The organism is Klebsiella grimontii, assembly GCF_042137965.1.
Taxonomy (GTDB): Bacteria; Pseudomonadota; Gammaproteobacteria; order Enterobacterales; family Enterobacteriaceae; genus Klebsiella; species Klebsiella grimontii.
In genome coordinates this window covers 2,645,728-2,670,181 of record NZ_CP169721.1, presented here as the reverse complement: position 1 = coordinate 2,670,181, position 24,454 = coordinate 2,645,728, and the positions used below count along the sequence as shown (strand labels likewise).

At 52.7% G+C, this 24,454-nt stretch carries 24 protein-coding genes; 11 read left to right on the top strand and 13 right to left on the bottom strand.

Translation table 11 applies throughout. From position 1 onward, the window contains the following. Positions 1-2: 2 nt before the first annotated feature. From ACE3MN_RS12665 to ACE3MN_RS12650, 4 genes are read right to left on the bottom strand one after another with little or no spacing between them, the layout of a single operon-like run. Positions 3-845, bottom strand: coding sequence for a transporter substrate-binding domain-containing protein (locus ACE3MN_RS12665; protein WP_049130288.1), 843 nt, complete (start codon positions 843-845; stop codon positions 3-5). Continuing rightward, complete coding sequence (locus ACE3MN_RS12660; protein ID WP_102649774.1) at positions 835-1,587, bottom strand: amino acid ABC transporter permease; 753 nt, start codon at positions 1,585-1,587, stop codon at positions 835-837. Before ACE3MN_RS12660 ends, ACE3MN_RS12665 begins: the two co-directional genes overlap by 11 nt. Before the next feature lie 9 nt (positions 1,588-1,596). Continuing rightward, positions 1,597-2,295: an amino acid ABC transporter permease gene (locus tag ACE3MN_RS12655; protein ID WP_024358098.1), complete on the bottom strand. Its 699-nt coding sequence runs from the start codon at positions 2,293-2,295 to the stop codon at positions 1,597-1,599. An 8-nt stretch (positions 2,296-2,303) separates the two neighbouring features. Next, positions 2,304-3,044, bottom strand: coding sequence for an amino acid ABC transporter ATP-binding protein (locus tag ACE3MN_RS12650; RefSeq protein ID WP_024358097.1), 741 nt, complete (start codon positions 3,042-3,044; stop codon positions 2,304-2,306). 335 nt (positions 3,045-3,379) lie between these two features. Here ACE3MN_RS12650 and ACE3MN_RS12645 point away from each other — a divergent pair, with 335 nt between their 5' ends. Further along, a complete protein-coding gene (locus tag ACE3MN_RS12645) occupies positions 3,380-3,589 on the top strand; it encodes a YdgH/BhsA/McbA-like domain containing protein (protein WP_004120044.1) in 210 nt (69 codons plus the stop codon). Between the two features lie 71 nt (positions 3,590-3,660). Beyond that, complete coding sequence (locus ACE3MN_RS12640) at positions 3,661-3,849, top strand: hypothetical protein (protein ID WP_004134116.1); 189 nt, start codon at positions 3,661-3,663, stop codon at positions 3,847-3,849. Positions 3,850-3,890: 41 nt separating this feature from the next. Here ACE3MN_RS12640 and ACE3MN_RS12635 read toward each other — a convergent pair whose 3' ends face one another. Continuing rightward, a complete protein-coding gene (locus ACE3MN_RS12635) occupies positions 3,891-4,166 on the bottom strand; it encodes a VF530 family DNA-binding protein (RefSeq protein WP_049130285.1) in 276 nt (91 codons plus the stop codon). A 270-nt stretch (positions 4,167-4,436) separates the two neighbouring features. On the opposite strand from ACE3MN_RS12635, the gene ACE3MN_RS12630 reads away from it, so the two are divergent. From ACE3MN_RS12630 to ACE3MN_RS12615, 4 genes are read left to right on the top strand one after another with little or no spacing between them, the layout of a single operon-like run. After that, the gene (locus tag ACE3MN_RS12630; protein ID WP_049130283.1) at positions 4,437-5,465 is read left to right on the top strand and encodes an isopenicillin N synthase family oxygenase; all 1,029 of its coding nucleotides are present in this window, start codon (positions 4,437-4,439) and stop codon (positions 5,463-5,465) included. 29 nt (positions 5,466-5,494) lie between these two features. After that, complete coding sequence (locus ACE3MN_RS12625) at positions 5,495-6,301, top strand: MetQ/NlpA family ABC transporter substrate-binding protein (protein ID WP_004134110.1); 807 nt, start codon at positions 5,495-5,497, stop codon at positions 6,299-6,301. Then, positions 6,298-7,089: a methionine ABC transporter ATP-binding protein gene (locus ACE3MN_RS12620; protein ID WP_004134108.1), complete on the top strand. Its 792-nt coding sequence runs from the start codon at positions 6,298-6,300 to the stop codon at positions 7,087-7,089. Before ACE3MN_RS12625 ends, ACE3MN_RS12620 begins: the two co-directional genes overlap by 4 nt. After that, the gene (locus ACE3MN_RS12615) at positions 7,086-7,745 is read left to right on the top strand and encodes a methionine ABC transporter permease (RefSeq protein WP_162685384.1); all 660 of its coding nucleotides are present in this window, start codon (positions 7,086-7,088) and stop codon (positions 7,743-7,745) included. Before ACE3MN_RS12620 ends, ACE3MN_RS12615 begins: the two co-directional genes overlap by 4 nt. A 31-nt stretch (positions 7,746-7,776) precedes the next feature. Here ACE3MN_RS12615 and ACE3MN_RS12610 read toward each other — a convergent pair whose 3' ends face one another. Continuing rightward, positions 7,777-8,823: an NAD(P)H-dependent flavin oxidoreductase gene (locus ACE3MN_RS12610; RefSeq protein WP_102649773.1), complete on the bottom strand. Its 1,047-nt coding sequence runs from the start codon at positions 8,821-8,823 to the stop codon at positions 7,777-7,779. Positions 8,824-8,915: 92 nt separating this feature from the next. On the opposite strand from ACE3MN_RS12610, the gene ACE3MN_RS12605 reads away from it, so the two are divergent. Then, positions 8,916-9,752, top strand: a complete 837-nt coding sequence (locus tag ACE3MN_RS12605; RefSeq protein WP_024358092.1) for a LysR substrate-binding domain-containing protein — start codon at positions 8,916-8,918, stop codon at positions 9,750-9,752. Here the strand turns inward: ACE3MN_RS12605 and ACE3MN_RS12600 are convergent. The 7 genes from ACE3MN_RS12600 to ACE3MN_RS12570 all read right to left on the bottom strand — a co-directional run bounded on the left by ACE3MN_RS12600 (position 9,735) and on the right by ACE3MN_RS12570 (position 19,397). Then, positions 9,735-10,922, bottom strand: coding sequence for a YbfB/YjiJ family MFS transporter (locus ACE3MN_RS12600; RefSeq protein ID WP_049130281.1), 1,188 nt, complete (start codon positions 10,920-10,922; stop codon positions 9,735-9,737). The two genes, ACE3MN_RS12605 and ACE3MN_RS12600, sit on opposite strands and share 18 nt — an antisense overlap. A gap of 194 nt (positions 10,923-11,116) precedes the next feature. Beyond that, positions 11,117-11,737 (bottom strand): LysE family translocator, encoded by a 621-nt coding sequence (locus ACE3MN_RS12595; RefSeq protein WP_049086540.1) that lies wholly within the window; start codon positions 11,735-11,737, stop codon positions 11,117-11,119. A 429-nt stretch (positions 11,738-12,166) separates the two neighbouring features. Continuing rightward, complete coding sequence (locus ACE3MN_RS12590; protein WP_024358089.1) at positions 12,167-12,664, bottom strand: MarR family winged helix-turn-helix transcriptional regulator; 498 nt, start codon at positions 12,662-12,664, stop codon at positions 12,167-12,169. A 114-nt stretch (positions 12,665-12,778) separates the two neighbouring features. Continuing rightward, complete coding sequence (locus ACE3MN_RS12585; protein WP_024358088.1) at positions 12,779-13,171, bottom strand: nuclear transport factor 2 family protein; 393 nt, start codon at positions 13,169-13,171, stop codon at positions 12,779-12,781. Positions 13,172-13,207: 36 nt separating this feature from the next. Beyond that, positions 13,208-17,578: a non-ribosomal peptide synthetase gene (locus tag ACE3MN_RS12580; protein WP_102649772.1), complete on the bottom strand. Its 4,371-nt coding sequence runs from the start codon at positions 17,576-17,578 to the stop codon at positions 13,208-13,210. Between the two features lie 65 nt (positions 17,579-17,643). Beyond that, positions 17,644-17,874, bottom strand: a complete 231-nt coding sequence (locus tag ACE3MN_RS12575; protein ID WP_004135554.1) for an acyl carrier protein — start codon at positions 17,872-17,874, stop codon at positions 17,644-17,646. 2 nt (positions 17,875-17,876) lie between these two features. Next, the gene (locus ACE3MN_RS12570; protein WP_004135553.1) at positions 17,877-19,397 is read right to left on the bottom strand and encodes an amino acid adenylation domain-containing protein; all 1,521 of its coding nucleotides are present in this window, start codon (positions 19,395-19,397) and stop codon (positions 17,877-17,879) included. A 458-nt stretch (positions 19,398-19,855) separates the two neighbouring features. Between ACE3MN_RS12570 and ACE3MN_RS12565 the strand changes: the two genes are divergently transcribed. The 4 genes from ACE3MN_RS12565 to ACE3MN_RS12550 are packed head-to-tail and all read left to right on the top strand — an operon-like array spanning position 19,856 to position 24,430. Next, positions 19,856-21,025, top strand: coding sequence for a 3-deoxy-7-phosphoheptulonate synthase (locus ACE3MN_RS12565; protein ID WP_102649771.1), 1,170 nt, complete (start codon positions 19,856-19,858; stop codon positions 21,023-21,025). Then, positions 21,015-21,800, top strand: a complete 786-nt coding sequence (locus ACE3MN_RS12560; RefSeq protein WP_004135551.1) for a 2,3-dihydro-2,3-dihydroxybenzoate dehydrogenase — start codon at positions 21,015-21,017, stop codon at positions 21,798-21,800. Before ACE3MN_RS12565 ends, ACE3MN_RS12560 begins: the two co-directional genes overlap by 11 nt. A gap of 18 nt (positions 21,801-21,818) precedes the next feature. Continuing rightward, positions 21,819-22,451, top strand: a complete 633-nt coding sequence (locus ACE3MN_RS12555; protein WP_004135549.1) for an isochorismatase family protein — start codon at positions 21,819-21,821, stop codon at positions 22,449-22,451. A gap of 23 nt (positions 22,452-22,474) precedes the next feature. After that, positions 22,475-24,430 carry an anthranilate synthase family protein gene (locus tag ACE3MN_RS12550; protein WP_224232389.1) on the top strand — a complete coding sequence of 652 codons (1,956 nt, stop codon included), beginning with the start codon at positions 22,475-22,477 and terminating at the stop codon, positions 24,428-24,430. Positions 24,431-24,454: the final 24 nt, after the last annotated feature.

Genomic DNA, 24,454 nt, shown 5'->3' with positions numbered 1-24,454 from the left:
GCTTATTCCCAGTCGGTATTCACTTTCACGTCGCTGGCGCCCGGCAGGGCATACACATCTTCGGCGTACCATTTTCGCGAGAGCTCAGCGAGCGTGCCGTCCTTTTTCAGGGCAACCAGCTGCGCGTCGATCGCTTTGATCAGCTGCGGGTCGGTATTCTTTTTATACAAATAGACGTTAGGAAACAGGCCGACGGAATCCGAAGCTTTCAGATTTAGATTTAGCGCCTTATTTAGCGCCAGCAGCGCGCCAATGGGATAAATCGCCGCATCGTATTCTCCGGAGGCCACGGCTTTGAAAATATCGGCGGCGGACTGTTCGCCGTTGGGCTGGAGGTTAATTTGTTGGCCCGGATGTTTTTTATTGTAGTTTTCAATCACCGTATACCGGGCGTCGGAGGTGTGGATCGGCACCAGTTTTTTCTTACCGCTGGCAAGATCGCCAAGGTTATGAATATCGTTCTCATCGTTACGCACAATCAGACGCAAATCGCTGATCCCGGTCGGCTCGCCTGAGTGGTCGTATTTTTCCGCCCGCTCTTTGGTGAGATAAAAGTGATCCGCCGCGAGGGTATAGGCGCCGGTCGATAGGCCGACGATCATCGCGTCGCGCGAGACCGCATTAAAATGAAACGTATAGTCGGTTAACCGCTGGTCCAGCACCTTTAACAGGTCGCCATCGTAACCGGTAATATTGTTGTTATCGTCAACAAAGCTAAAGGGAAAACCGTTAGCATTGACGACCACCTCAACCGTTTTGGCATTAGCGCTTTTCTCAACCGCCTGCGCGCCGGTAATTCCCATTACCAACGCGAGCGAACTCACCAGTAATATTTTATTTTTCAAAATACTTTCCCCAAAATGATAACCGTGGACCACTTTTTTGTCCGTTTCCTTGCCAGCGGGCGCTCAGAAACGTTTCTGCACTGCGCAATGCTCTGGCAATCGCCAGGCACAGCAGGATATAAATCACCAACACCACGCAATAGGCTTCGACAAAATGAAACCCGCGCGCGGCGGCGATATTGGCTTTCGCCATCAGATCAATAACGGTGATGGTGTAAACCAGCGAGGTGTCTTTAATCAGATCGATCAGCACGCTGGTAAAGTTCGGCAACGCGGATACCGCCGCCTGCGGCAAAATAATGCGTCGGAACTGCGTGAATCCGCTTAGCCCAATTGACCATGCTGCCTCCCGCTGCCCCTTATCAACCGCGTTCCACCCGGCGCGAAAGGTTTCAGCGAAATAAGCGCTGAAAATCAACGATAGCGCAGTGACCGCCGCCGCCTGCGGCGAGAGTTTATAGCCGAACATAGTGTCCTGCGGGCCGCCAAACAGCCCGACGGCCACCCACGGCCAGACGTAAAAGAAGAAATACAGCATCACCAGTACCGGGACCGAACGGCCAAAGGAGAGGAATACCTTCGCCGCAACCTGAACGCCCGGAATCTGACGAATAATCGCCCACGCCAGCGCCGCGCCCAGCAGCGTGGAAAACAGCAATGATAATAATGTTATCGCCAGCGTGACCGGCAACGCGCTTAATATAAAAGTAAAATTATCCCGAATGAACGTCAGGCTAAACATGTTTATCTATCACTCCAGCAGGAACTGATATTTCTTTTCAATACGAGTAGTCAAATAGAGAATAAAACTATTCAGTACCCAGTAGACGATAATAACGCTGATAAAGGCCGCCACCTGTTTAGCTCCATAGCTATTTTGCGAAATCTTTTGCGCGCGACCAAAAACATCAACAATGCCAATAATATTGACCAGTGAGGTCATTTTCACCAGGTTAATTAAAAGATTACCAAACACCGGGACGGCAATAATGAATCCCTGAGGGAATATGATCCGCAGCAGCCCGGTATGCCAGGGGATATTCAGGCTGGTAATGGCCTCTTTCTGGCCGCTATCCACCGCGCCCCATGCTGAACGCATCATTTCAGCAAAATAAGGGCTAATGCTGACCGAAATAGACAAAATCGCAAAGGTGGTATCGCTAATCAGCAGCGGCGGCAGCGACAGCGCGGTGAGGATTAATTTGCCGCCGAAGAAAAACAGCAGGATCAGCAGCGCCAGGGGCGCGCCGCGCAGAATGTCGGTATACCCGTTTGCCGCCGCTCTGAGCGGCTTAATGCGGCTAAATTGCAGCACCACGATCGGCAGCGCGATCGTCAAACCAAGGAGCAGCGACGCCAGCGCTATCCCGAGGGTCACGGGCAGGTTTTCCAGCAGCTTCGGCAGTATCCCGGCAATATCCTGCCAGCTAAACAGCGGGTTATTGTTCATCTTCAGCCTCAGGCGTGATAGTGCAGTTGCGCAAGGAAAGCCCGGGTGCGGCCCTGCTGGGCTGCGCCAAATATCTGTTCCGCCGGACCCTGTTCGACAATCTCGCCGTTTTCCATAAATATCACCCGGGAAGCGACCTGGCGGGCGAACGCCATTTCGTGGGTGACGATGATCATCGTCTGGCCCGCGGCGGCAATGGTCTGAATAAGCTCAAGCACCTCACCCACTTTTTCAGGATCCAGCGCGGAGGTCGGCTCATCCAGCAGCAGCACGGCGGGGCTCATCGCCAGCGCGCGCGCAATCCCGATACGCTGCTTTTGGCCACCGGAAAGACTGTGGGGATAGTGGTCTTTTTTATGCAGCAAACCCACCTGCTTTAAAAGCCGCTCAGCAATATTGAGCGCCTCCTGACGCGGACGTTTTTTAGCGTAAATCAATCCTTCGGTAATATTTTGCACTGCGGTAAGATTGTGAAACAGATTCCACGACTGAAAAACCATGGCGGTTTTACCGCGTAGTTTTTCAATTTCTTTTTTCCCCGCCGTTGCGCAATCCAGCGCCACATCATCTATTTTTATTTTCCCGCTATCGGCGGGCTCTAAGAAATTAAGCGTGCGCAACAACGTGGTTTTTCCTGAGCCGCTGGGGCCAATAATGCAAATAATCTCACCGGAATTAACGCTAAGCGATACCTCTTTTAGTACGCTTTCCCCGGAGAAACTTTTACTGATCTTATTGAGAGTCATCATAATGAGATAGTCGTGAAGGATTTAAAAAACCGCTGCTTATCGGCATTGATTGCTGTGTAAAAACTATATTGCCGGGGTTCAGACGATAGCAAACAAGAAAATAGTCTATCGAAAGTTAAAAAATAACTTTTTATATATTTGTTATGACAATGAGGCGGGATTGTAATCAGATCTTCTTAGCAAAACAGGATGGCGGAAACCGTCATTTATCATTCAAATTTACTGAATGATGAGAGCAAATTGTTTCGATTTTCATTATCACCATGTTGGCCTATCATTTATCACATCGGGGCAACAACGCTCCAACACTGATAAAATACTTAAGGAATACGACCATGAAATCCATCAAAACTTTCGTTGCAGTTGCCGCTCTCTCCCTGATCTCTTTCGGCTCTTTTGCCCAGAGCATCAGCGCCAGCGCGTCCACTCTGGACCGCGCAGAAGCCAAAATTGCCGCTCAGGCCGCAGAACAAGGCGCGTCCTACAAAATCACCAGCGCACAGTTCAATAACCGCGTACATATGACCGCTGAGCTGACTAAATAAAATCGACAACATTGCCGGGCCGCCGCAAGAAACAGGCGACAGCGACAACACGATGAAATAAGGAACACAACATGAAAAATATCGGCGTAGTCACCGCACTGCTTCTGGCTGCTACACTCTCGTCCGGCGCGATGGCCGCAGAGAATAGCTTTGCGCGCCCGGAGGCAGGTTCAAATATCGATACGTCTGTGCATCAGAATCATATAGATGTCAGCCATGCCTTTGATAAAGAGAGCCTGACCGCAGGCAATCTTCAGTAACACACAGCGCAAGGCGCGCGCGGAATTATCCGCTGCGCGCCTTACTTTTTCTGCCAGTGAGCCCACGGATTATCCGCCGGCGCGTCCTCTTTTGCCGTCTCTGCACCGGACAGCGAATCAATATACAGCGCTTCCACCTCTTTACGCGCCCACGGCGTGCGGCGTAAAAACTTCAGACTCGATTTAATGCTCGGATCGCTTTTAAAGCAGTTAATGTTGATGCGTTTCGCCAGTTCGGCCCAGCCATATTGCGCGACCAGCGCGTTTAATAGCGCCTCCAGCGTGATGCCGTGCAGAGGATCGTTTGGGTGCTGCATTGCGTCTTTTACCTGAATTAAAAATTTTGCTCACCATACTGGCTCCAGACGCCAATCGCAACCGCCCCGCCTCTCCCTTATCCAAAATTCGCAAAAGCACAGAACCCTCCCCGGTCATAAATTAGAAAAGAACGTTATTGGTTGAATATTTTCGCTTAAGGCAAGCTGGCTTCAACCCCCCGACTGAGGAATCGATCATGCGCTGTTGTTGTCCCCGAACCCTGGACCTGTACCGACGAAAACATCTGAATACCGCCTTCGGAGAACACAATGAACGCGACAACTTTACCGATACTGGATCTGGCCCGCTACGCGGATCCCGCTGAAAAAGCGGCGTTTCTCGCCGACCTGCGCCACGCCGCCCGCGATATCGGCTTCTTTTATCTGATCAACCACGGCGTTGATGAGTCGCTGCAGCAGGCCGTACAGGAGCAATCCCGCGCCTTTTTTGCCCTTCCCGACGCTCAAAAGCAGAGCGTGGCGATGATTCACTCCCCACATTTTCGCGGCTACAACCGCGCCGCGTCGGAATTAACCCGCGGTCAGCCCGACTGGCGCGAGCAGTTCGATATCGGCGCCGAACGTCCGGCGCTCAGGCTTGACGAACGCGCTCCGCGCTGGCAGCGCCTGCAGGGGCCGAATCTCTGGCCAGAGGCGTTGCCCTCGCTCAGACCAACGCTGTTAACCTGGCAACGGGAAATGACCCAGGTTGGGATCACCCTGCTGCGCGCCTTCGCCGAAGCGCTGCACCTGCCGTTGGATGCCTTTGATGGCCTGTACGGCGAAAAACCCAACGAACATATCAAGCTAATCCGCTATCCCGGCCAGCAGGAAACCCAGAGCGCCCAGGGCGTTGGCGCGCATAAGGACTCCGGTTTCCTCAGCTTCTTGTTGCAGGATGAGCAGAAAGGATTGCAGGTCGAAGTCTCCCCCGACCGCTGGATTGACGCCACCCCGCTGGCGGGCAGCTTTGTGGTGAATATCGGCGAACTGCTGGAGCTGGCGACCAATGGCTATCTGCGCGCAACGGTGCACCGGGTCGTTTCGCCGCCCGCCGACCAGCAGCGGCTGTCGATAGCCTTTTTCCTCGGCGCCCAGCTGGATGCCGTGGTCCCCGTCTACACGCTACCTGACGAGCTGGCCCGCGAAGCCCTCGGACCGGATAGCGACCCGCAAAACCCGCTGCTACGCGAAGTGGGCTGGAATTACCTGAAAGGGCGTCTGCGTTCGCATCCTGATGTCGCCGAACGCTACTACCAGGATGTTTTTCGCGAACGCGCCGAGCAATTGATCGTTTAAACATAACAACAAACACAAGGAATAAGATGATGAAATATGCCGCATTTAAACTGGCAGGGGTTGCACTGTCTCTCTCTCTGGCATGGACTTCCGCCCAGGCCGCCGCGCTGCGCGTCGCCGCGGACCCGGTGCCGCACGCCGAAATCCTTAACTACATTAAAAAGATCGATCCCAGCCTCGACCTGAAAATTGTCGAACTCACCAGCGGCGTTAACGCCAACGAACTGCTGGCCAACGGCGACGTCGATGCCAACTATTTCCAGCACGTGCCCTATCTGAAAGATCAGGAGAAAGCGCTGGGTAAAACCTTCGCCGTCGCGGCGACCGTGCATATTGAGCCGCTGGGGATCTATTCGCGCAAGCATAAAGATTTTAAATCGCTGCCCGAGAACGCCACCGTGGCGGTACCGAATAACACCACCAACCTGAGCCGCGCGCTGTTTCTGCTGCAAAATCAGGGGCTGATTAAGCTGGCGGCCAAATTCACCGACCCGGCGACCACCCTGGCGACGCCGAAAGATATTGTGGAAAACCCGAAACACCTGAAAATCCTTGAGATTGAATCACCGCAAATCCCGCGGTCGCTGGATGACGTCGACCTGGCGGTGATTAATGGCAATTACGCGCTGGAAGCCGGGCTGGTGCCAGCCAAAGATGCGCTGGGTCTGGAGAGCGCGACCAACAACCCGTACGCCAATATCCTGGTGACAACGCCGGCGCTGGCAAACGATCCGCGCATCAAGGCGCTGGCCAAAGACCTCACTTCGCCGCAGGTCGCCGAATTTATTCGTAAGCAGTATAACGGCTCGGTGATCCCGGTTGCCCCTCAGTCATGATTGAGATTGCCGGGCTGAGTAAAACCTATGCCGGAACAGGCCGACCGGCGCTAAACGATGTCTCTCTGCAGGTGCCGAAAGGAGCCGTTTACGGCATCCTTGGGCGCAGCGGCGCAGGCAAAAGTACGCTGATACGCTGCCTGAATTTGCTGGAGCGGCCCACGTCGGGTCGCATTATTGTGAACGGGAACGATATTACCCGGATGGATAAAACCGCGCTGCGCGAGTACCGGCTGCGCACCGGGATGATCTTCCAGCACTTTAATTTACTGCACGCCCGCAGCGTCGCCGACAACATCGCGGTGCCGCTGGAGATAGCCAAAGTGCCGAAAGCGGCGCGGCAGGCGCGGGTGGCGGAGCTGCTGGAACTGGTCGGGCTGGCGGACAAAGCCGCCGCCTTTCCGTCACAGCTTTCCGGCGGGCAAAAACAGCGTGTCGGGATCGCCCGCGCGCTGGCCGCGAGGCCGGACGTGCTGCTGTGCGATGAGGCCACCAGCGCCCTCGACCCCGAGACCACGGCCTCGGTGCTCAGCCTGCTGGCGGATATCAATCAACAGCTGAACCTCACCATCGTGCTGATCACCCACGAACTGGACGTGGTGAAAACCCTCTGCGACCACGCGGCGCTGCTGGAGCACGGGGAGATTATTGAAAGCGGCAGAATCGCCGATTTGCTGGTGGCTCCATGGTCGCGGCTACGGCAGTCGCTGCTGCACGATCCTCAGGCGGAGCGGGATTTCCTCGCCCGCCACGGTTTTCACGGGAGGCCATTATGCGGAGTAGCATGAGTTGGGAAGATCTCTGGCCGCTGCTGCTTCAGGGCACGGTAGATACCGTTTATATGGTCGGCCTGGCGGCGCTGTTTACCGTGCTGCTCGGGTTGCCGACCGGCGTGCTGCTGTTTGTTTCGCGCCGCAATGGCCTGGCGCCGATGCCGAAACTCAACGCCGTGCTGGGCGCGATTATCAACTTTGGTCGTTCGCTGCCGTTTATCGTCCTGCTGATCGCCCTGATCCCTTTTACCCGGCTGATTATCGGCACCACCCTCGGCAGTACCGCCGCGGTGGTTCCGGTCACCATTGGCGCCTTTCCGTTCTTTGCGCGGCTGACGGAGAATGCGCTGGATGAAGTGGATTACGGGCGTATCGAGGCGATTTTATCGATGGGCGGCAACATCTGGCACGTTATCTTTAAATCGCTGCTGCCGGAAGCGCTGCCGACCCTGCTGGCAGGCATCACGCTGACCATCGTCATGCTGATCGGCTTCTCTTCGATGGCGGGCGTGATTGGCGGCGGCGGGCTGGGCGATTTGGCCATTCGCTACGGCTATCAGCGCTTTAATAACGAGGTGATGGTCGGCACGGTGCTCATTCTGGTCGCGCTGGTGCAGGGCGTGCAGATGGCCGGCGACCGTCTGGTACGCGGCCTCGCCCACCGGCGTTAACGCTAAGCGGATGGCAGCGCGCCATCCGCGCTTAAAACCCGCATTCGTTTACCAGGGTCCGAATCAGCTCCGCCGCCGGCAGCTCGCGAATCAGGCTGACGCCCTGCCCGGCCCAGTGCGCGCCGTACTGGCGGTCCCCCTGCGCTTTCGCCGCCGATGCCAGCGCTTTCCCGACGTCATAGGCCACGGGATAATCCGGTACGAGGTGGCGATCGTTTATTGCGCGCCAGCCGTTAACCAAACATCTTGCCGGGCGCCCGGAAATCGCCGACGTTAACACGGTGTGTCCGTCAGTCGCGCCTTTAATCGCCTCGCGGTAGCCGGAGTCCGCTGCCGATTCCGGGCACAGCAGAAAAGCCGTTCCCAGCTGCGCGCCTTCGGCGCCGAGATGCATTACGCTGTTCACTCCCGCGCCGTCCATGATGCCACCTGCGGCGATAAGCGGAATATCAATACGCCGCTTAAGCGCCTGAATCAGGGTAAAGGTACTCATCTGCCCATCGGGCGCCTGGGGATCGAAGATGCCGCGATGACCGCCGGCCTCATAGCCCTGCGCCACCACCATATCGATGCCCTGCTCTACGGCCAGCAGCGCCTCCTCCACGCTGGTGGCGCTCGCCAGGGTAACGATGCCTTTTTCACGCAGCCGGTCAACGACCCCTCGCTCCGGAACACCAAAATGGAAGCTGACCACCGCCGGAGTAAGATCGAGCAAAAGCTCGGCCATCCGCGGCTGCTGCTGAAAACTCAGGTAGATTTCCGCCAGCGTCTCCGGTGGCAGGCCGCCAAAGCGCGCAAACTCAGGGCGCAGTCGCGCCAGCCACTGCGCTTCACGCTGCGGGTCCCTTATTGCCGGGGCGTGGCAAAAAACGTTGACGTTAAACGGACGGGTGGTTAAGCGCCGGGTGTGGTTGATAAGCGCCTCGGCCTGCTCTACCGTGGAGGATCCCAGCCCCAGCGAGCCGAGCGCGCCGGCGTCGCTAACCGCGGCCGCCAGCTCCGGCGTCGACACGCCGGCCATCGGCGCCTGAATAATGGGATAATCAATATCAAGCTGCTGCGTAAGCCGGTTGCTCATGGTGTGCCCTGACAAAATTTGTGCGTTGAGGCAATTAAAATCTCTTTTAGAGATGATAAGATCAACATTATTTTCAAATTAAGAATAAAAGTATGAACCACACCACATTACAGATTTTCAAAACGGTGGCGGAAGAACAGAGCGTCACCCGCGCGGCAAAGCTGCTGGGGCGGGCGCAGTCCAACATTACGACCCGCATTCACCAGTTGGAAGAAGAGCTGGGCGTTGAGCTGTTTGCCCGCGGTAACAAGAAGATGCCGCTGTCGCCCGCCGGGGAGCGTTTTTTGGCCTATGCGCTGAAAATCCTCAGCCTTGCCGAGGAGGCCCGGCAGGCTCTGCACCCCGCCACCCCGGGCGGTAATTTACGCATGGGGGCGATGGACGCCACCGCCGCCAGCCGCCTGCCGCCGCTGCTTACCCGGTTTCATGCCCAGTGCCCGGAGGTGATACTGACGCTCAAAACCCAACCCAGCCGCCAGTTGACCCTGCAGGTGCTGGACGCCGCGCTCGATTGCGCGCTGGTATGCCTGCCGCAGGGCGCTTCCCCCGCCGAAGACCTGGAATATCTGCCGCTCTTTCAAGAACAGCTGGTACTGGTGCTTCCCGCGGATCGACAACGCTTTCGCTTTGCCGCCTTCGCGGAGGGCTGTACCTACCGGGCGATGGGTGAAGCGTATCTGGCGCAATCCGAGGCGGCGGAGAGCGAGATCCAGGACGTCGGCTCCTATCACGCGATGCTCGCCTGTATCGCCTCCGGCGGCTACGCCGGCATACTGCCGCAGAGCGTGCTCGATACGCTGACGCTGCCTGAAGCCAGCCGGGTGCGCCCGGTCGGTCAGGCGGTCACGCAGCTTATCTGGCGTAAAGGCTACGCGTCCCCCGCCCTCGATAAAATGCGCCAGCTTCTTACATCAGCCTCCGACCTTTGACGCTCGCCGCCCTCCGGCGGCAACCAGCGCGGCGGCCACCACCAGCGCCCCTGCCGCCGCGCTGAGCGAAGGATTAAACGACCCGCTGCGCTCATACAGCGCGCCGGCAACCAGCGGGCCGACAATCTGCCCGACGCCATAGGTCGCGGTCATGGCGGCAATCATATTGAATGAGACCAGATGGTTCAGCCGCCTTCCCTGCGGCAGCGCAATAGTCACCGTTCCCATAAAGGTAAAACCGACCAGTAGCGCGCTCAGCAGACAAAACGGCAATGCGTGGCTCCACGCCGGGAGAATGACGCCGACGGCCTGAATCAGCAAATTAAGGGTGAACGCGCGACGGTAGCCAAACCTGATGACCAGCCGGTGCCAGATAAAGCACGAGGGCACAGCGGCAAGACCGAAAATGGCCCAGATCTGCACCGGATCGATAGCGTTCAGCGAGCCGCTGAGAAACAGCGGCAGGTAGGTGGCGGTGATGATGTAGCCAAAGCCGGCCAGGCCGTAAACCAGCAGCAGCTTCCACGCTTCACGCACGCGGCCTTGCGCCTGCTGGTCCTGTACGCCAGCAGGCGATTGATAGGCAATAAGATAGTCTGCCGGGCTCAGCAACAGGCGCAGCGCCAGGATGAAAAGCGCGCCGGCGCTTATTGCGCACAGCAGCCATATTTGCTGGCTGGAGAGCGCCAGGGTCTTGCCCAGCGAGATACATTCCGCCGACAAAAATATCCCCATGCCGACGCCGGAATACAGCACCGGCGCGCCGTTATGGTGCTTCATATGCTGCAGCAGCCACAGGGAGGCGGCAATCAGCGTAACCGCGCTTAACAGTCCGGCTATTCCGCGTACCGCGATAATGGCCAGCGGCGAAACCAGCCAGCCGAGTAACGCCAGGCACAGCAGCGTGAGCAATACGGAAAGCAGATTTAACACTCTGGCGTCCGCGGGCCTGGCTTTCGCCAGCAGCAGCGCGCCGGCCAGGTAACCCGCGTAGTTGGCCGAAGCGGCAAGGTTGCCTTCACGCAGCGAGAGCACCTGCTCGTTCAGCATCAGTGGCAGGATCCCGGTATAGGCGAAACGCCCGTAGCCCATGCCAATCATCAGCACCGCCGAACCGGCCAGCGCTAGCAGAAAGGCCTTTAACCCCGGCCTGAGTTCAAAAACGTTCACCCGCTACCTCCGCAATTATTCTCAAAAAGAGAATTATAAATTTATATAATTCTCTTTTTATTATGATATCGGTCAACCCCACGCGCAAGCGATGTATGGGCCTGTCTGCCGATGACTTTACGGGGAATGCCGGGAAACGCTTCGCCGGGCGACGAAGTATGACGTGAGGGCTGGACGTCCATGTCCAGCATGTTTTAGCGGTGGCTGAGCGCCAGTTTGGCGGCAAACAGCATAAAGACGCCACCGGTTGCGCGATCCATCCAGCGAATGAAGGTCGGTGTTTTCAGAAGACCGGCGGCGTAACGGCTGGCCAGAATCAGCGTTAACGACCAGAGCGTACCAATCGCAACATGAATAGCGACCAGCAGAAATGTCCAGATGGTTGGCGAGTGGCCCGCCGGTATAAACTGCGGCAGGAAAGAGACATAAAATATCCCCATTTTCGGATTCAGCACATTGCCCAGCATCCCTTTTAAAAACCAGTTGCTGGCCGACGGAGCGGCTATTTCCTGACTGTTAAAGTGGCTGCGCGGTTTGAGAATTAACTGAATGCCCAGCCAGCATAAATAGACGGCCCCACACCATTTAAGCAGGTCATACGCCAGGGCCGATGCCGCCAGCAGCGCCCCGAGGCCGAAGGCCACCACCGCGCCCCAGATAAAACACCCAGTATCAATACCCAATGCCGCCTGAAAGGCCTTTTTTCCGCCTTCAACGGTGGAGGTGCGCAAAATGAGCGCGGTATCAAGACCCGGGGTCAGCGTGAGCAGCAGCGCGGCAAAGGAATAAGCAAGAAGGGAATCTGCGACGGACATTTTCTATCTCCGAAAGCGAGGATTCTAGATAAAACGCGTTGAAAACGCAATCATTGATATACCCTTCGCCGGGCGCGTCGCGCTTTGTATAAAAGTTCTTCGCGACAAGTCTCTGACGCCAAAGCCGGTACAGTTATTTGACGACGCGTTTATCAGCACAGGTTGTTATGACGTTTAATCAAAAATAAGTAAAATCTCAATACGATGATGCAACGTTTGGCGAATAACACACTAACTATACCAGTCTAGTCTAACTTTATTTATGTCCTGCGGTAAAAACCTTCCCATTTTTAATATATATAGTTGGCGTCCAACATCATCCCATAGTAATGTTTTAGCACAATCCTTATGCCATATATTGGGTTGGACATTGGGCAAAGAGAACTCCACGCCAGCGACCAGTTTAGCGTTTTATCACCATAAACCTTATTAATTTTCGCTGGTGTCTTCGAGTTTACCTTTAATATTCTCATGTAATATATTTGCAGCCCTTGTACAAAGCTCAGCGAAAATAGCAATTTCACCCTGCGACATGCACGATGCCACCTGCTCAGCCATTATGCGCCTGCTGGATTCTGCAGAATGCAGGAACTCAATACCTTTTTCCGTAATCCGCGTCAGCATTTCTCGTTTGTCGCTTTCTGCCGATTCCTGTTCAACAAAGTGCTTATCTTTCAACATCCGCAGGATCTTGGACATTTTACTACGCGCAAAACCGAGCTTTTCACCAATTGCGCTTGGAGTCATGGGCTGGAACTGGCGTAAAATATACAACGTATCGTATTGTGGCCAGTTAATACCATCAGGATTAATCAACGAGCGACGAGCAACAAGTACGCATTGCAAATTTCCTAAAGCATCTTCAAATTGACGATTCAATGATATTTCGCGTTCAGAACCACTAGCCACTTTTTTATTCATTTCCATACATTCTCCTGATGCCGTTTACAATAAGTTAAGCTTACTATTTTACCACATCCCTTCAAGGAAGGAAAAGTCATCATACCTTTTGCCCCCATTAACAACATAAGAACTGTCCTGCTAATCCTGAAAGATATATTCTCTGTTCAAAACATCCTCATAATCTATTAACTCAATTATCTCACCATTATTTATTTCAATCACATTAACATATAACAAAGAGAAGTGTTTTCCATCCGGCAGAGTATTCCCATGTAGTTTATATTCAACAATGACGACATCGGGATTATTCGTATAATGAAATCGTTCATCCTCTATAGAGGTAAAGCGTAAGGGCGCAACGCCAAAGCCATTAGCATAGTGTAAGCGAATATTTTCACGTCCAACAATCACCTCCCTGTTGCGACGAAAAGGCAACGACAAACGCCCGTTAACAGAGAAAAGGGACGCCAGCTTATCCGATGACTTCTCCATCACTGCCGAAATATATTTATCAAATAACGCCGGAACCATTTTATTATCCTCTTGATGAAATTGATAAAAATCTTGTTAGACAATTTCGTTCTGCCGCTGGAAATAAACAATCATACGTTTGAACGTCTCCTCCGACAGTTCAGGAAAGCGCAAACCCAGTTGTGCAATACGCTTAGTCGTCTCTGGATTACCGTAGACGTTATCGCCAGTATCCAACAAATTCTCTTTAAAGAGATGAATGACCGGCCCCAGCGCAACCTCGCGCCCCTGGGTGACACACAGCTCAAGTTGTTGCAACCACTCGCCGTCAGAAGTCGTTTCCAACGGATAGCCCAGAGAACGAATCGCCCGATACACCGGGTCAAATCGAGTGCTCTGCGGATGGAAAATATGGAAGTTTTCCTGTCGCGTAGCTTCTGAACGCGCTAATGCAACTATCGCTTCAGCGACAAAGTCGACAGGCAGCAGGTCCGTTGATAGTGAAGACGGATCGGGTGCCAATCCCATCTGGATAAAACTTTTTATCTGTCGCCATAAAAAATCATCGCTCTGGCAGGCCCCACTTCTGCTGTCTCCGCCAATACGTCCTATGCGAAATACGTTAGCATCAAGTCCCTGTTCTCTGGCCTGTATAACATAGCGTTCAGCCACCCACTTACTTTGCGTGTAACCTATCGACAGTGCTTCCGGATGCCCCGGCACACAATGTTCCACGATAGGCGATTGCGGATAGCGTGGAGAAAAGACCGCGATAGTGGATAAATAGTGCAGCGTTTTACGTCCGCCACAACCGCAGAAAGCTAAAATATTCAGCGTACCCTGCACATTTGACTGTTTTACCGAAGAATAAGAGAGCAAAAAATTAATCTGTGCGGCCGCATGGAATACCGTGTCTACTCGCTCTGCCAAACGGCTATACGCTTCAGAGCTTAACCCTAAATTACGCTGACCAATATCGCCGAGGCAAACTTCAACCCGGGAAAAATCAATCTCATCGGCGATTCCGTAACGCATCGCATTTTCACGCAAACGAGCCAACGCGTGCTCATCTGTCCTGGCTCTTACCATACAGAGCACGGATTGGGTCCCGGCCAATAGCAATGAACGCAGCAGGTAGATGCCCAAAAATCCTGTCGCCCCGGTGAGCAACGTCAGCCCAGGGGTTGAACGCACTCCCCCCTGCCAATATATGCGTTCGTATCCGTCCTGAACAAAGGAACGATCAACGGCATCGACGGGCCCCTTTTCACTGGCAATATAGCCGTCGATGGACTCAGCCATAGCCGACAAGGTCGGATGATTAAATAACAAACGTAGAGGAATATCGCAATCGAACGCCTTACGCAGCAGAAAAACCAGCTGTGTGGCCAACAAAGAATGTCCACCAATGGCGAAAAAATCATCGTGCAGTGCGATCTGACGTCCCGGAAATAGCGTTTCCCATAGCGCCTTGACCTGCTCCTGCGTTTTGGTCAGAGGCCGCTCCGGCATCTGCGTGGATGATTCAATAATAATATCCACCTTAAGCAATGCCTTACGATCGATTTTCCCGCTAGGCGTGGTCGGCAGCTTATCCACAAAGACCAACTCTGTGGGAACCATATACTCCGGCAGCACCAGGCGAAGGCCGCGTTTGATCTTATCCTTTTGATTGCCTTTATCATCCAATAAGCCAGCAATAAAGGCGATGAGCTGCTTGCTTCCTGAATTATCTGCCCTGCCAACTACCGCTGAAACCTGCACGCCCTCCAGGGCATTGATGGCCGCCTCGACTTCAGACGGTTCGATCCTAAAACCGCGTATTTTTAACTGATTGTCTATCCTGCCAAGATAGCTGAACCGATCGTCATGCTCCAGCCTCACCAGATCACCGGTACGATACGCGTGGCAACTTTGTGCGGCAAAGCCCTCAGCAGAGATAAAACGTCGAGCGCTTTCTTCACTTTTATTGTGATAGCCGGGAGAGAGAAAATCGCTAACGATAAGCAGTTCACCGGCGACGCCGGCGGGAACCAGCTGCAGATGCGCATCCACCACCAGCAGAGTGAATCCGGGTAGAGGGTAACCAATGGACGCTGCATCTCCCCATTTATCGCTCTCCGGCGGCAGCACATATGCGGAACAGACGTGGCTTTCTGAGGGACCATAGAGATTAATCAGGCGAACGGGTTGCCTGAAAAAATGTTTAATATCCGCAGTGAGTACGAGCTGTTCCCCAGTGGAGTAGACCTCTTTTAAACTCGGGAATTGCCTGTTGGCCAATGCGCTCAAATGCGCGAACTGTTGCAAAGCAACATAGGGGAAATAGAGCCGATTAATTCCCTGCGCCTGGATAACCTCTTGCAGATGATCCAGGTCTCTCCGCTCTTCTTCACTGGCGATATATAAGCGCCCACCGCAGGCTAACGTGCCGAAGATCTCCTGAACCGATACATCAAAAGAAAGTGACATAAAATGCAAAGTACAATCTCCCTGACCGCACTCAGATACATCTTGTTGCCACTTAATCAGGTTATTGAGCGTTTTATTTAATAACCGTACTCCCTTGGGCTGCCCGGTTGAACCGGATGTATAAATGATATACAGCTCATCGTCGGGCATTCTTTTGATATAAGACCATTCCCCAGGGTACTCCGGGGGAATATCATCGATTAATAACAGAGGTACGGAGGCAGACACTGGAAATCTCGCTACCAGCGATCGCGTCGTGGCGATGCAATCCACCTTGGCGTCCTGTAACATGTAACCGATACGCTCTTGCGGGTATTGCGGATCGACCGGAATGTAGGCCGCGCCGGTTTTTAATACGCCAAACAGAGTGGCAATCGCCTCGGCATTCCTTTCCAGTAATAACGCAACACGTTTGCCAGGAGCGATATTAAACTGCTGCTGCAGGTAAGCGGCAATCTGCCCCGATCGTTCCGCTAACCAACCATACGATCGCGTGCCATTAGCGGTAATTAACGCAGTATCCGCAGAGTGGTTTACAGCATGCTGATTGAAAGCCGCCAGAGCGTCAAATCGCCAGGCCTCCGCGCACGGCTTAAGGCTAGATCGAACAACCAGTTCACGACTTAACGGTGCATCCAATAGCTTCAGGGATGACAGTAATACCTCGCCGTCCTCGCCCATCGCGCTCAATAAATGGCGAAAGATTTTCAACCAGTAGTCAATGGTCTGCGGATGATACAACGCCGTCTTATACTCCAGCGTCAGCTTCCACTGCGGTTGTGCTTCAAAGAACAGCGTCAGATCGTATTTTGCCATCTGGCTAAAATAGTCATCCAGCATGACTTTAAAAGGCAAGTCGTTGAAAATATCGCCCCGGGTATCGGGCATAACCAACAGCGTTCTGAATAGTGGACTGTCCTGCCCCGCGTTTTCACGCGACAGTGCGACAATTTCATTGAAAGGGAGCAGCTTATTGAAATGCGCGCCAATAAAAGATTGACGCACCTTTGCAGCCAGCGTCCTGACCGTGTCATCTTCATTGACCTGCACGCGAACCGGCAGAGTATTGATCATATATCCCGGCGTTTCGGCAAACTCGCTGCGATCCCGCAGAGTAAAAGGTACGCCAACGGTAATATCGTTCTGCCCACTCATGCGGCTGAGGAAAAATTGCCAGCACATCGACATATACATAAATGGAGTCATTGACAACGATCTCGCGTGCCGCTGCAGTGAGTCCGCTTCCTGTTCGTTCAGCGCCAGCATGGTATAGGCGGCTTTGGTATCTTCCCGAAGACGACGGGGAAAATCGACCGGGAGGTCCGACAGTGGCGGAGCCGGATGCAGTGCCTGCCGCCAGTAATCCCGCATATCTTCGCACTCCGCCGCCGCAAGGGATGCGGCCTGCCAACGAGTAAATTCCTGATAGCTTCCCGTGTCGTTAAACGCTGGCAGAGCGCGCTTCTCGTCAAGCTCACAATATATGCGCAGCAAATCATGCAAGACAATACGTACTGAGGGGGCATCAATAATGATGTGGTGGAAACAGCATGCTAACCAGGTTGTACCCGAGTCTGAACTGAGCATATTAATGATACTCAACGGACCCTCAGCTAATGATAAACGGCTAGCCGCCAGTTGTGCAGTCACCGATTCAGGGGTTTCCGTCTGCTCTGGTTGTCGATGGGAAAAAGAGAGATAGCCATCAGCGCCGATACGCTGTTGTAATTTACCGTCAAGATAAACAAAACGCGTTCTGAATATTTCATGGCGCAAGGTCAGCTCAGCCACAGCGCGCTGCATAATCTCAGCGTCCAGTGTCGCATTAACGGTCAGCAGCACCGGCACGTTATAGCATTGGGGCTGATCCAGCGTATTATCCAGCCACCACATTGCCTGCTGGCCGGGCGTCGCTGCCAGATACGTTACCGCACTTTCTCCACACGCCTTGTTCAAACAGCCCTTATTTGACTCGTCGCTATTAAATGATGGCATTTTATCCCCCTCTTAAAATTCCCTGTAAAACCCTTCCTGTTTGCCGGCTGTCCCAGCTCCAGGTATTAGAGCTGTTGCCGTTGCCGAATGGTCTGAGCCAGCGCGGCAATAGTTCCGGCAGTGAAAATGTCCGCCGGCGAGACAGCCAAATGAAATGTCTTGCTTACCATTGAAGCCAACTTTATGAAATGTAATGAGTTACCACCCTGGTCTAATAAATTATCTTGCGGGTTAATCGCCTCTGAATGAATAATCTCCTGCCAAATCGAGAGTAGCTGTTGCTCAACGTTGTCCATATTTACACCTGCTCCAGTAAAATATTTTTTAACCGTAAACGATCTTTTTTGCCGTTAGCGGTCATTGGCAGTACCGCCAGACGGCTAAATTTTTCAGGTATCATCCAGGCAGGAGCATGCATAGCGAGGTGATTCTTTAAATCCGCTACGGATAGCGCGTCATCCTGCGTGACATAACAAGCATGTAATCGTGGTTCATCCGGCGTCTCCTCTACCACAATCAGCACATCTTCCACAGCGTGATGTAAGCGCAACAGGTGCTCAATACCGGCGAGATTGACGCGGAAGCCACGAATTTTACAAATATGGTTGCCTCTTCCGACCAGGACGATATTGCTATCCTGGTCGCACGTTGCGCGATCGTCGGTACGATAAAAAAGCACGTCTGTGCCTTGATACGGTATGGAGATAAACCTTTCCGCCGTCAGTTGCGGATCGGAATACCCCAGAGCCACTCCAGCTCCTGCGATAAACAATTCCCCATATTCACCGCAGGCACAGGGTTGCAACCGTTCATTGAACACCACCATCTCAACCAAAGGGAGCGCAGTACCAACAGGCACAGGAGAATCACTGGATAATTGCCCCTCCGACTGAACATGATAGAGAGACGAGATCGCTGAATTTTCCGTGCATCCTAATCCATTAAATATTTTTGCTTTACCGGCCTGCGCCGCCACGCTAAATAGACGAGGGTTGACAAAATCGCCCGACACCACCACACAAGCAGGTATATGCAGCGTTTCGAGCGAAACCTCGACAAATAGCCGGAACAACCCGCCAGAGAGGAATAGCATCGTCACGTTATCCGATTCGATCTGCCGTACCAGGGCCATCAAATCCGGCAAGCCAGGCGGCGCAATCGTCAGACACGCGCCGGTCAATAAAGCCATCCAGATTTCATTCGCTGAGGCGGCGAAAGAAACATCTGCAATTTGCAAATAGCAGTCCCGCTCGCTATTCCCCAACGCGGGTACCGGCAAACTCAGTCTGGCAATCCCGCGATGAGCGATCAGCACGCTCTTCGGTTTTCCTGTTGATCCAGAGGTCATCAAGATGAGCGCCGGATCATCAGCGCTTAATACCGGATAATTCCCGCTTCTTTGTTGAGCGCAGTTTTGTATCAACGTCCTGCTCGACAACACCTGCCATGACCCGCCGGGCACGCTTGTTACATCATCGCTAATCAGGTATCTGGCTCCCGCCGCACTTAAAACCTCACCAATATAGCGCTCAGGACTATTCGAGTTCACGGGAACCATAACAGCGCCTATTTTCATGAGCGCCAGCATAAAAATATATAACTCCGGGCTACGCTCTATTTTTATTGCAACGATATCGCCTTTTATCAGGCAATTATTTTGCAATACTGCAGCCAGCGCTGAACATTGCTCAGCAAGTTCTCGATAGGTTATTTGTCTTTGATCGAAAATTAACGCAACCCTGTCCGGAAAACGTTGCGAAATCTCATCAAATATATCAGGAACAGCCTTTAGCTGATTGACATATGCTGAATGCGTCATCACTCTCTCCTGGAGAATTAGGAACGTTCACACGCATAAAATCTTCTCTTGAAGAAGAAATTAAAGATCTAAAGAAATGCCGCCAGCTTACCGTGAGACGCCTCAAAAAAAAGCGCAGCAGGGAAAGCAACATATAAGCAACACAAGCATAACCAAGCGTTGTTTTCAATAGTCTATCTTCGAACCTGACCCCCAGTCAATTTGATTTCCAAAAAAAAATCATATAGAAAAAATCCAAAAACAACCAAAAATAATAATCAATAAATTCAAATAATTAAAAAAACAACAATAAAAAATCAACTTTTTTGATTGACATAAGGAACTCACTGGCGTGCAATCTTTGTGCAAAACGTATCGTCTTTCATGTCCGGTAAACAGACAAGGAATAGTACTTTCTCATCGCTTTTTTGTTAAAAAACAAATGGAAAACCTGTTAAATTTCGAGTGAGAGATTAGAAATGACATCATTTCCTGGCAATAAGTCCAACTGGCAACAGCCGTTCTGGAGCGATAAGGACATGCTTGCCCTGGTCATAAGTGAATTAGACACTCTTCCAGAGTTATTAAGTTTTGAAGAAATAAGCGAATTCAATAAAGCATTAGCCGCCGTTTATGCAGGGAAAGCAATGATATTTCAGGCTGGCGACTGCGCTGAAAGAATTTGCGAATCTGGCGCGTTACATGTACGGAAAAAATTGACCTTCCTGGAGCAAATGTCCCGCGAACTCTCAACCCTGATGGGACTGCCGATATTGACGGTCGGTAGAATTGCCGGTCAATATGCTAAACCACGCTCACAACACAACGAAGTCGATGGCGACAGGGTACTTCCCGTGTGGCGCGGTGATTCCGTCAACAGGCCCGAAGCGACTCCAGAAGCCAGGCGTAACGATCCGCAACGGATGCTGCTGAGCTACCATGCTGCAGCGGAAACGCTGGCCGAAATTAAACGTTACGAACGGGAATATCCTCGCGATGTTCATCCCATCTGGACCAGCCATGAAGCGCTGTTGCTGGACTATGAAACCACTCAAATCCGCACTAATCCCCATGGAGAATCCTATTTAGCCAGCACTCATTGGCCCTGGATCGGCATTCGTACTCTTGCGCCTGACAGCCCACATATCGCCATGCTGGCGAATATCGCCAACCCTGTTGCCTGCAAGATTGACGCCACCGTAACGCCGTCGTTCATCGCGACACTTTGCCGACAACTCAATCCTCAGCGTATTCCTGGACGTCTGACTTTTATTTCGCGTTTTGGCCGTTCACATATTCATCGGTTGGGCGCGTTGATTCAGGCCGCACAGGCAACCGAAACGCCGGTGTTATGGATGTGCGATCCAATGCATGGGAATACCGGGAAAACGCAGGCGGGCAATAAACGCCGCGAGCTTAGCGACATGATGGCTGAAATCTCCGGTTTCCTGAGGCAGGTGAAATCACATAACGCCTGCGCCGCTGGACTCCATCTGGAAGCGACGCCGAACCCGGTCATCGAATGCTTCTGTGAAAATAATCACCCTGAAGAACATGAACTTAAGCAAATTCTCTGCGACCCGCGCCTGAACGTCGCGCAAACGCAGATGTTATTAACTCACTGGAAAGAGAGACAAAATGACCTTTGATAAAGACTACATTGCCGTTATTACCGGCGCCTGCGGTGGCATTGGCGAATCCGTTGCCCACGCGCTGGCGAAAGAAGGGGTTTCACTAGCGCTTCTTGATAATAACGCCTCTCAGCTGGCAACCCTTGTAGCCACACTACAAAATAACCATCCGCAGCCCATTGCAGGCTTTAATGTGGACGTTGCCGACGACCGCAGCGTAGCAGAAGCCTTTACCGCAATCGGTCGCCAACTGGGTCCGGTGGGTTATCTGGTCAACGGCGCCGGCGTACTGTGCCACGCCAGCGTGGCCGAAACACAGCCGCAAGATTGGACGAAAACATTTGCCGTCAACGCGACTGGCGTATTTAACACCAGCCGCCATGCAGCCAATCTGATGATGGCTCAGCGTAAAGGCAGCATCGTAACTATCGCCTCAAACGCAGCGCGCGTGCCGCGGGCGACGATGGCCGCCTACTGCGCCTCAAAAGCCGCTGCCCAGGCATTTACCTATGCTCTGGGGCTGGAGGTCGCTCCGTACGGGATCCGTTGTAATGTTGTCGCTCCCGGCTCAACCGATACGCCGATGCTGCGCGGCATGTGGCATAGCGAAAGTGACAGGCAAAACACGCTTAACGGTAATCCACAACAATTTCGCATCGGTATCCCACTCAACAAAGTCGCCACGGCGGAAGAAATTGCTGCCGCGGTCTGCTTTTACCTGTGCGAAGAATCAGGGCAAACCACGCTTTCAACGTTATTGGTCGACGGTGGCGCCGCACTCGGCAGCTGCTAACCGTACAAGGAGAATAACATGGAAAAGATACAGCCCTATCCGTTGCCGACAGAACGTCAATTACCCAAATCAATGGCAGACTGGCGGCCCAACAGTTCAAGAGCGGCGCTACTCATACATGATATGCAGCGTTATTTTCTCGATTTTTACACTGCTGACGCCCCGCCGATAGCGCAGGTTATCGACAACATTTACCGCTTGCTTAGCGTCGCCCGACGTCTGCATGTACCCGTATTTTATACTGCCCAACCCGGCGACATGACGCCACAACAGCGCGGCTTACTGCACAGTCTATGGGGTTCAGGCATGAACGGCAGCCAGGAACATAAACAGATTGTTCCGCCGTTGACGCCTCTGGAAAATGAGTGGGTATTAACGAAGTGGCGATACAGCGCCTTCTTTAACTCCCCCCTTCTGAGTACGTTGCACGAACTCAAATGCGATCAGCTGATCGTCTGCGGCGTTTACGCCCATATCGGTTGTTTATGCACAGCGCAAGAGGCCTATTCCAATGATATCGAGACATTTTTTATTGCCGATGCGCTAGCCGATTTCTCTGAAGAAAAGCATCGTCTGGCGCTTGAGATAGCTGCGGAAACCAGCTCAGTCGTGCTGTCAACCCGACAAGCTATCGACGCTTTGGAACATTAAAGATCCTCACGGCACTCCAGGAGATGATGATGTTATCTAAAGGCACAGCAAAGCCCGACGAGCTTTCGGCTCATCTGGCCAATCTTGATAGACCCTTTGCCTGTATTTACCGCCCCCAATGCGAACCTATCAAGGCAGTATTATTTCTTGAAGGGGATATTGAGCTAAACCAATCCCTTTCAGAATTAGCGCTGGATCCTCCCCTGGACGGGAAGGGAAAAAACTCATTTAACAAATTGATTTTATTACCATTTAATCAGCTGAAAGAAAAAGGTTATGCCTGCATTGACGATGGTGAACAGACGATCGTCATGCACATTGAGCGGCAAGATTATTACCCTATAGATTCGTTTATCGCAGCCATTAATGACTATGATATCAAGCCGCGAAACCTGCACTTCGATCTTGATGATCAAACGTATGGCGACATTGTTGATACCGTCATTGATCAGGAAATCAGCTCCGGAGAAGGGAGCAACTTTGTGATTTCACGCAGCCTGGAAGGCGATATAACCGACTTCAGCATCCGCCACGCGTTGACGCTGTACAAACGGTTACTGCAATCTGAATGCGGGTCTTACTGGACATGGATGATCTTCACCGGCAGCCGCTATTTCATAGGTAGTTCGCCTGAACAGCATATCCAGGTTGATGAGCAGAACGTGGCGATGAATCCTATCAGCGGCACGTTAAAATACCCCGACTCCGGGAATATGGCGCACGTGCTGGATGATTTTCTGCAGGATAAAAAAGAGCGCGACGAACTATTTATGGTGGTGGATGAAGAACTCAAAATGATGAGTAGCATCTGTCAGCATGATATTCAGGTAACCGGGCCGAAGCTCAAAGCTATGTCGCACATCGCGCATACCGAATATTTTATCCATGGCAGCTCAGATCGCAGTCTGAAAGAGATCATCAGGCAATCGCTCTTTGCGCCAACAGTGACCGGCAGCCCAATAGAAAGCGCCTGTAAAGTTATCGCCCGGCGAGAACGCCGCGGACGCGGCTATTACAGCGGCATCGTTGCTATAACGGGTGCGCAAGAAGGTAAACGTTATCTGGACTCGGCCATAATGATCCGCACGGCCGATATTACCGCTCAGGGACATTTTCGGCTTACGGCGGGTTCAACCATCGTCAGAAGTTCCATCGCGCAAAATGAAGCCGGAGAAACACGCGCCAAATTACAAGGGCTAATGCATTCGTTCTTCTCTGACACAAGCGCCGGGACGCCAAACCGAACAGGATTGTCTGCAGAACTTCGCCATCGGGCTGACCAGATACTCGCAAAACGGAATGCATGCGCCTCCGCCTTTTGGCTGGATAACTCGCAATTGGGCCCGTGCGCTTTACTCTCTCGTCATACCATCACACTGATCGACATGGAGGACAACTTCACCGCCATGATTGCCTATCAGTTACGCAGCGCAGGTTGCGCCGTTACCCTCATTCCCTGGTATGACTGCCTGAGCAAGCTAACGCAGCTCACCGATCGCGACATCGTATTCATTGGGCCCGGGCCTGGCGATCCAACCAATATACAACTCGAAAAAATACGCGTGGGCCGAAAAATTATTGCGCAACGGCTGCGGGAGCAGCGTCCGCTAATCGGGACTTGTCTGGGACATCAGTTAATTTGCGCCGAATTAGGCATTCCGATCGAGCGGCTGATCAATAACCGTCAGGGTAGCCAACATCAGATATCCATTCAGGGAAAATCTCATACCGTTGGCTTCTATAACAGTTTCTCCGCGCTACATCAGCGGCCATGCTGGTACAGCCCGGAGCATGACAAAACAGTCCAGCTGGAGCGACTCCCTTCCGGTGAAATTGTTGCATTATCGTCAGGTAACGTTGCCTCCATACAATTTCATAACGAGTCATTCCTGACGCAAGACGCATTTTCTATTTATCAATGGCTGATACAGAACGCCTTAACAACAACGGTAACTCTTAGTCAACAAGATGCCGTTTAAAAGGAAGCGTTGAAAACCGATATT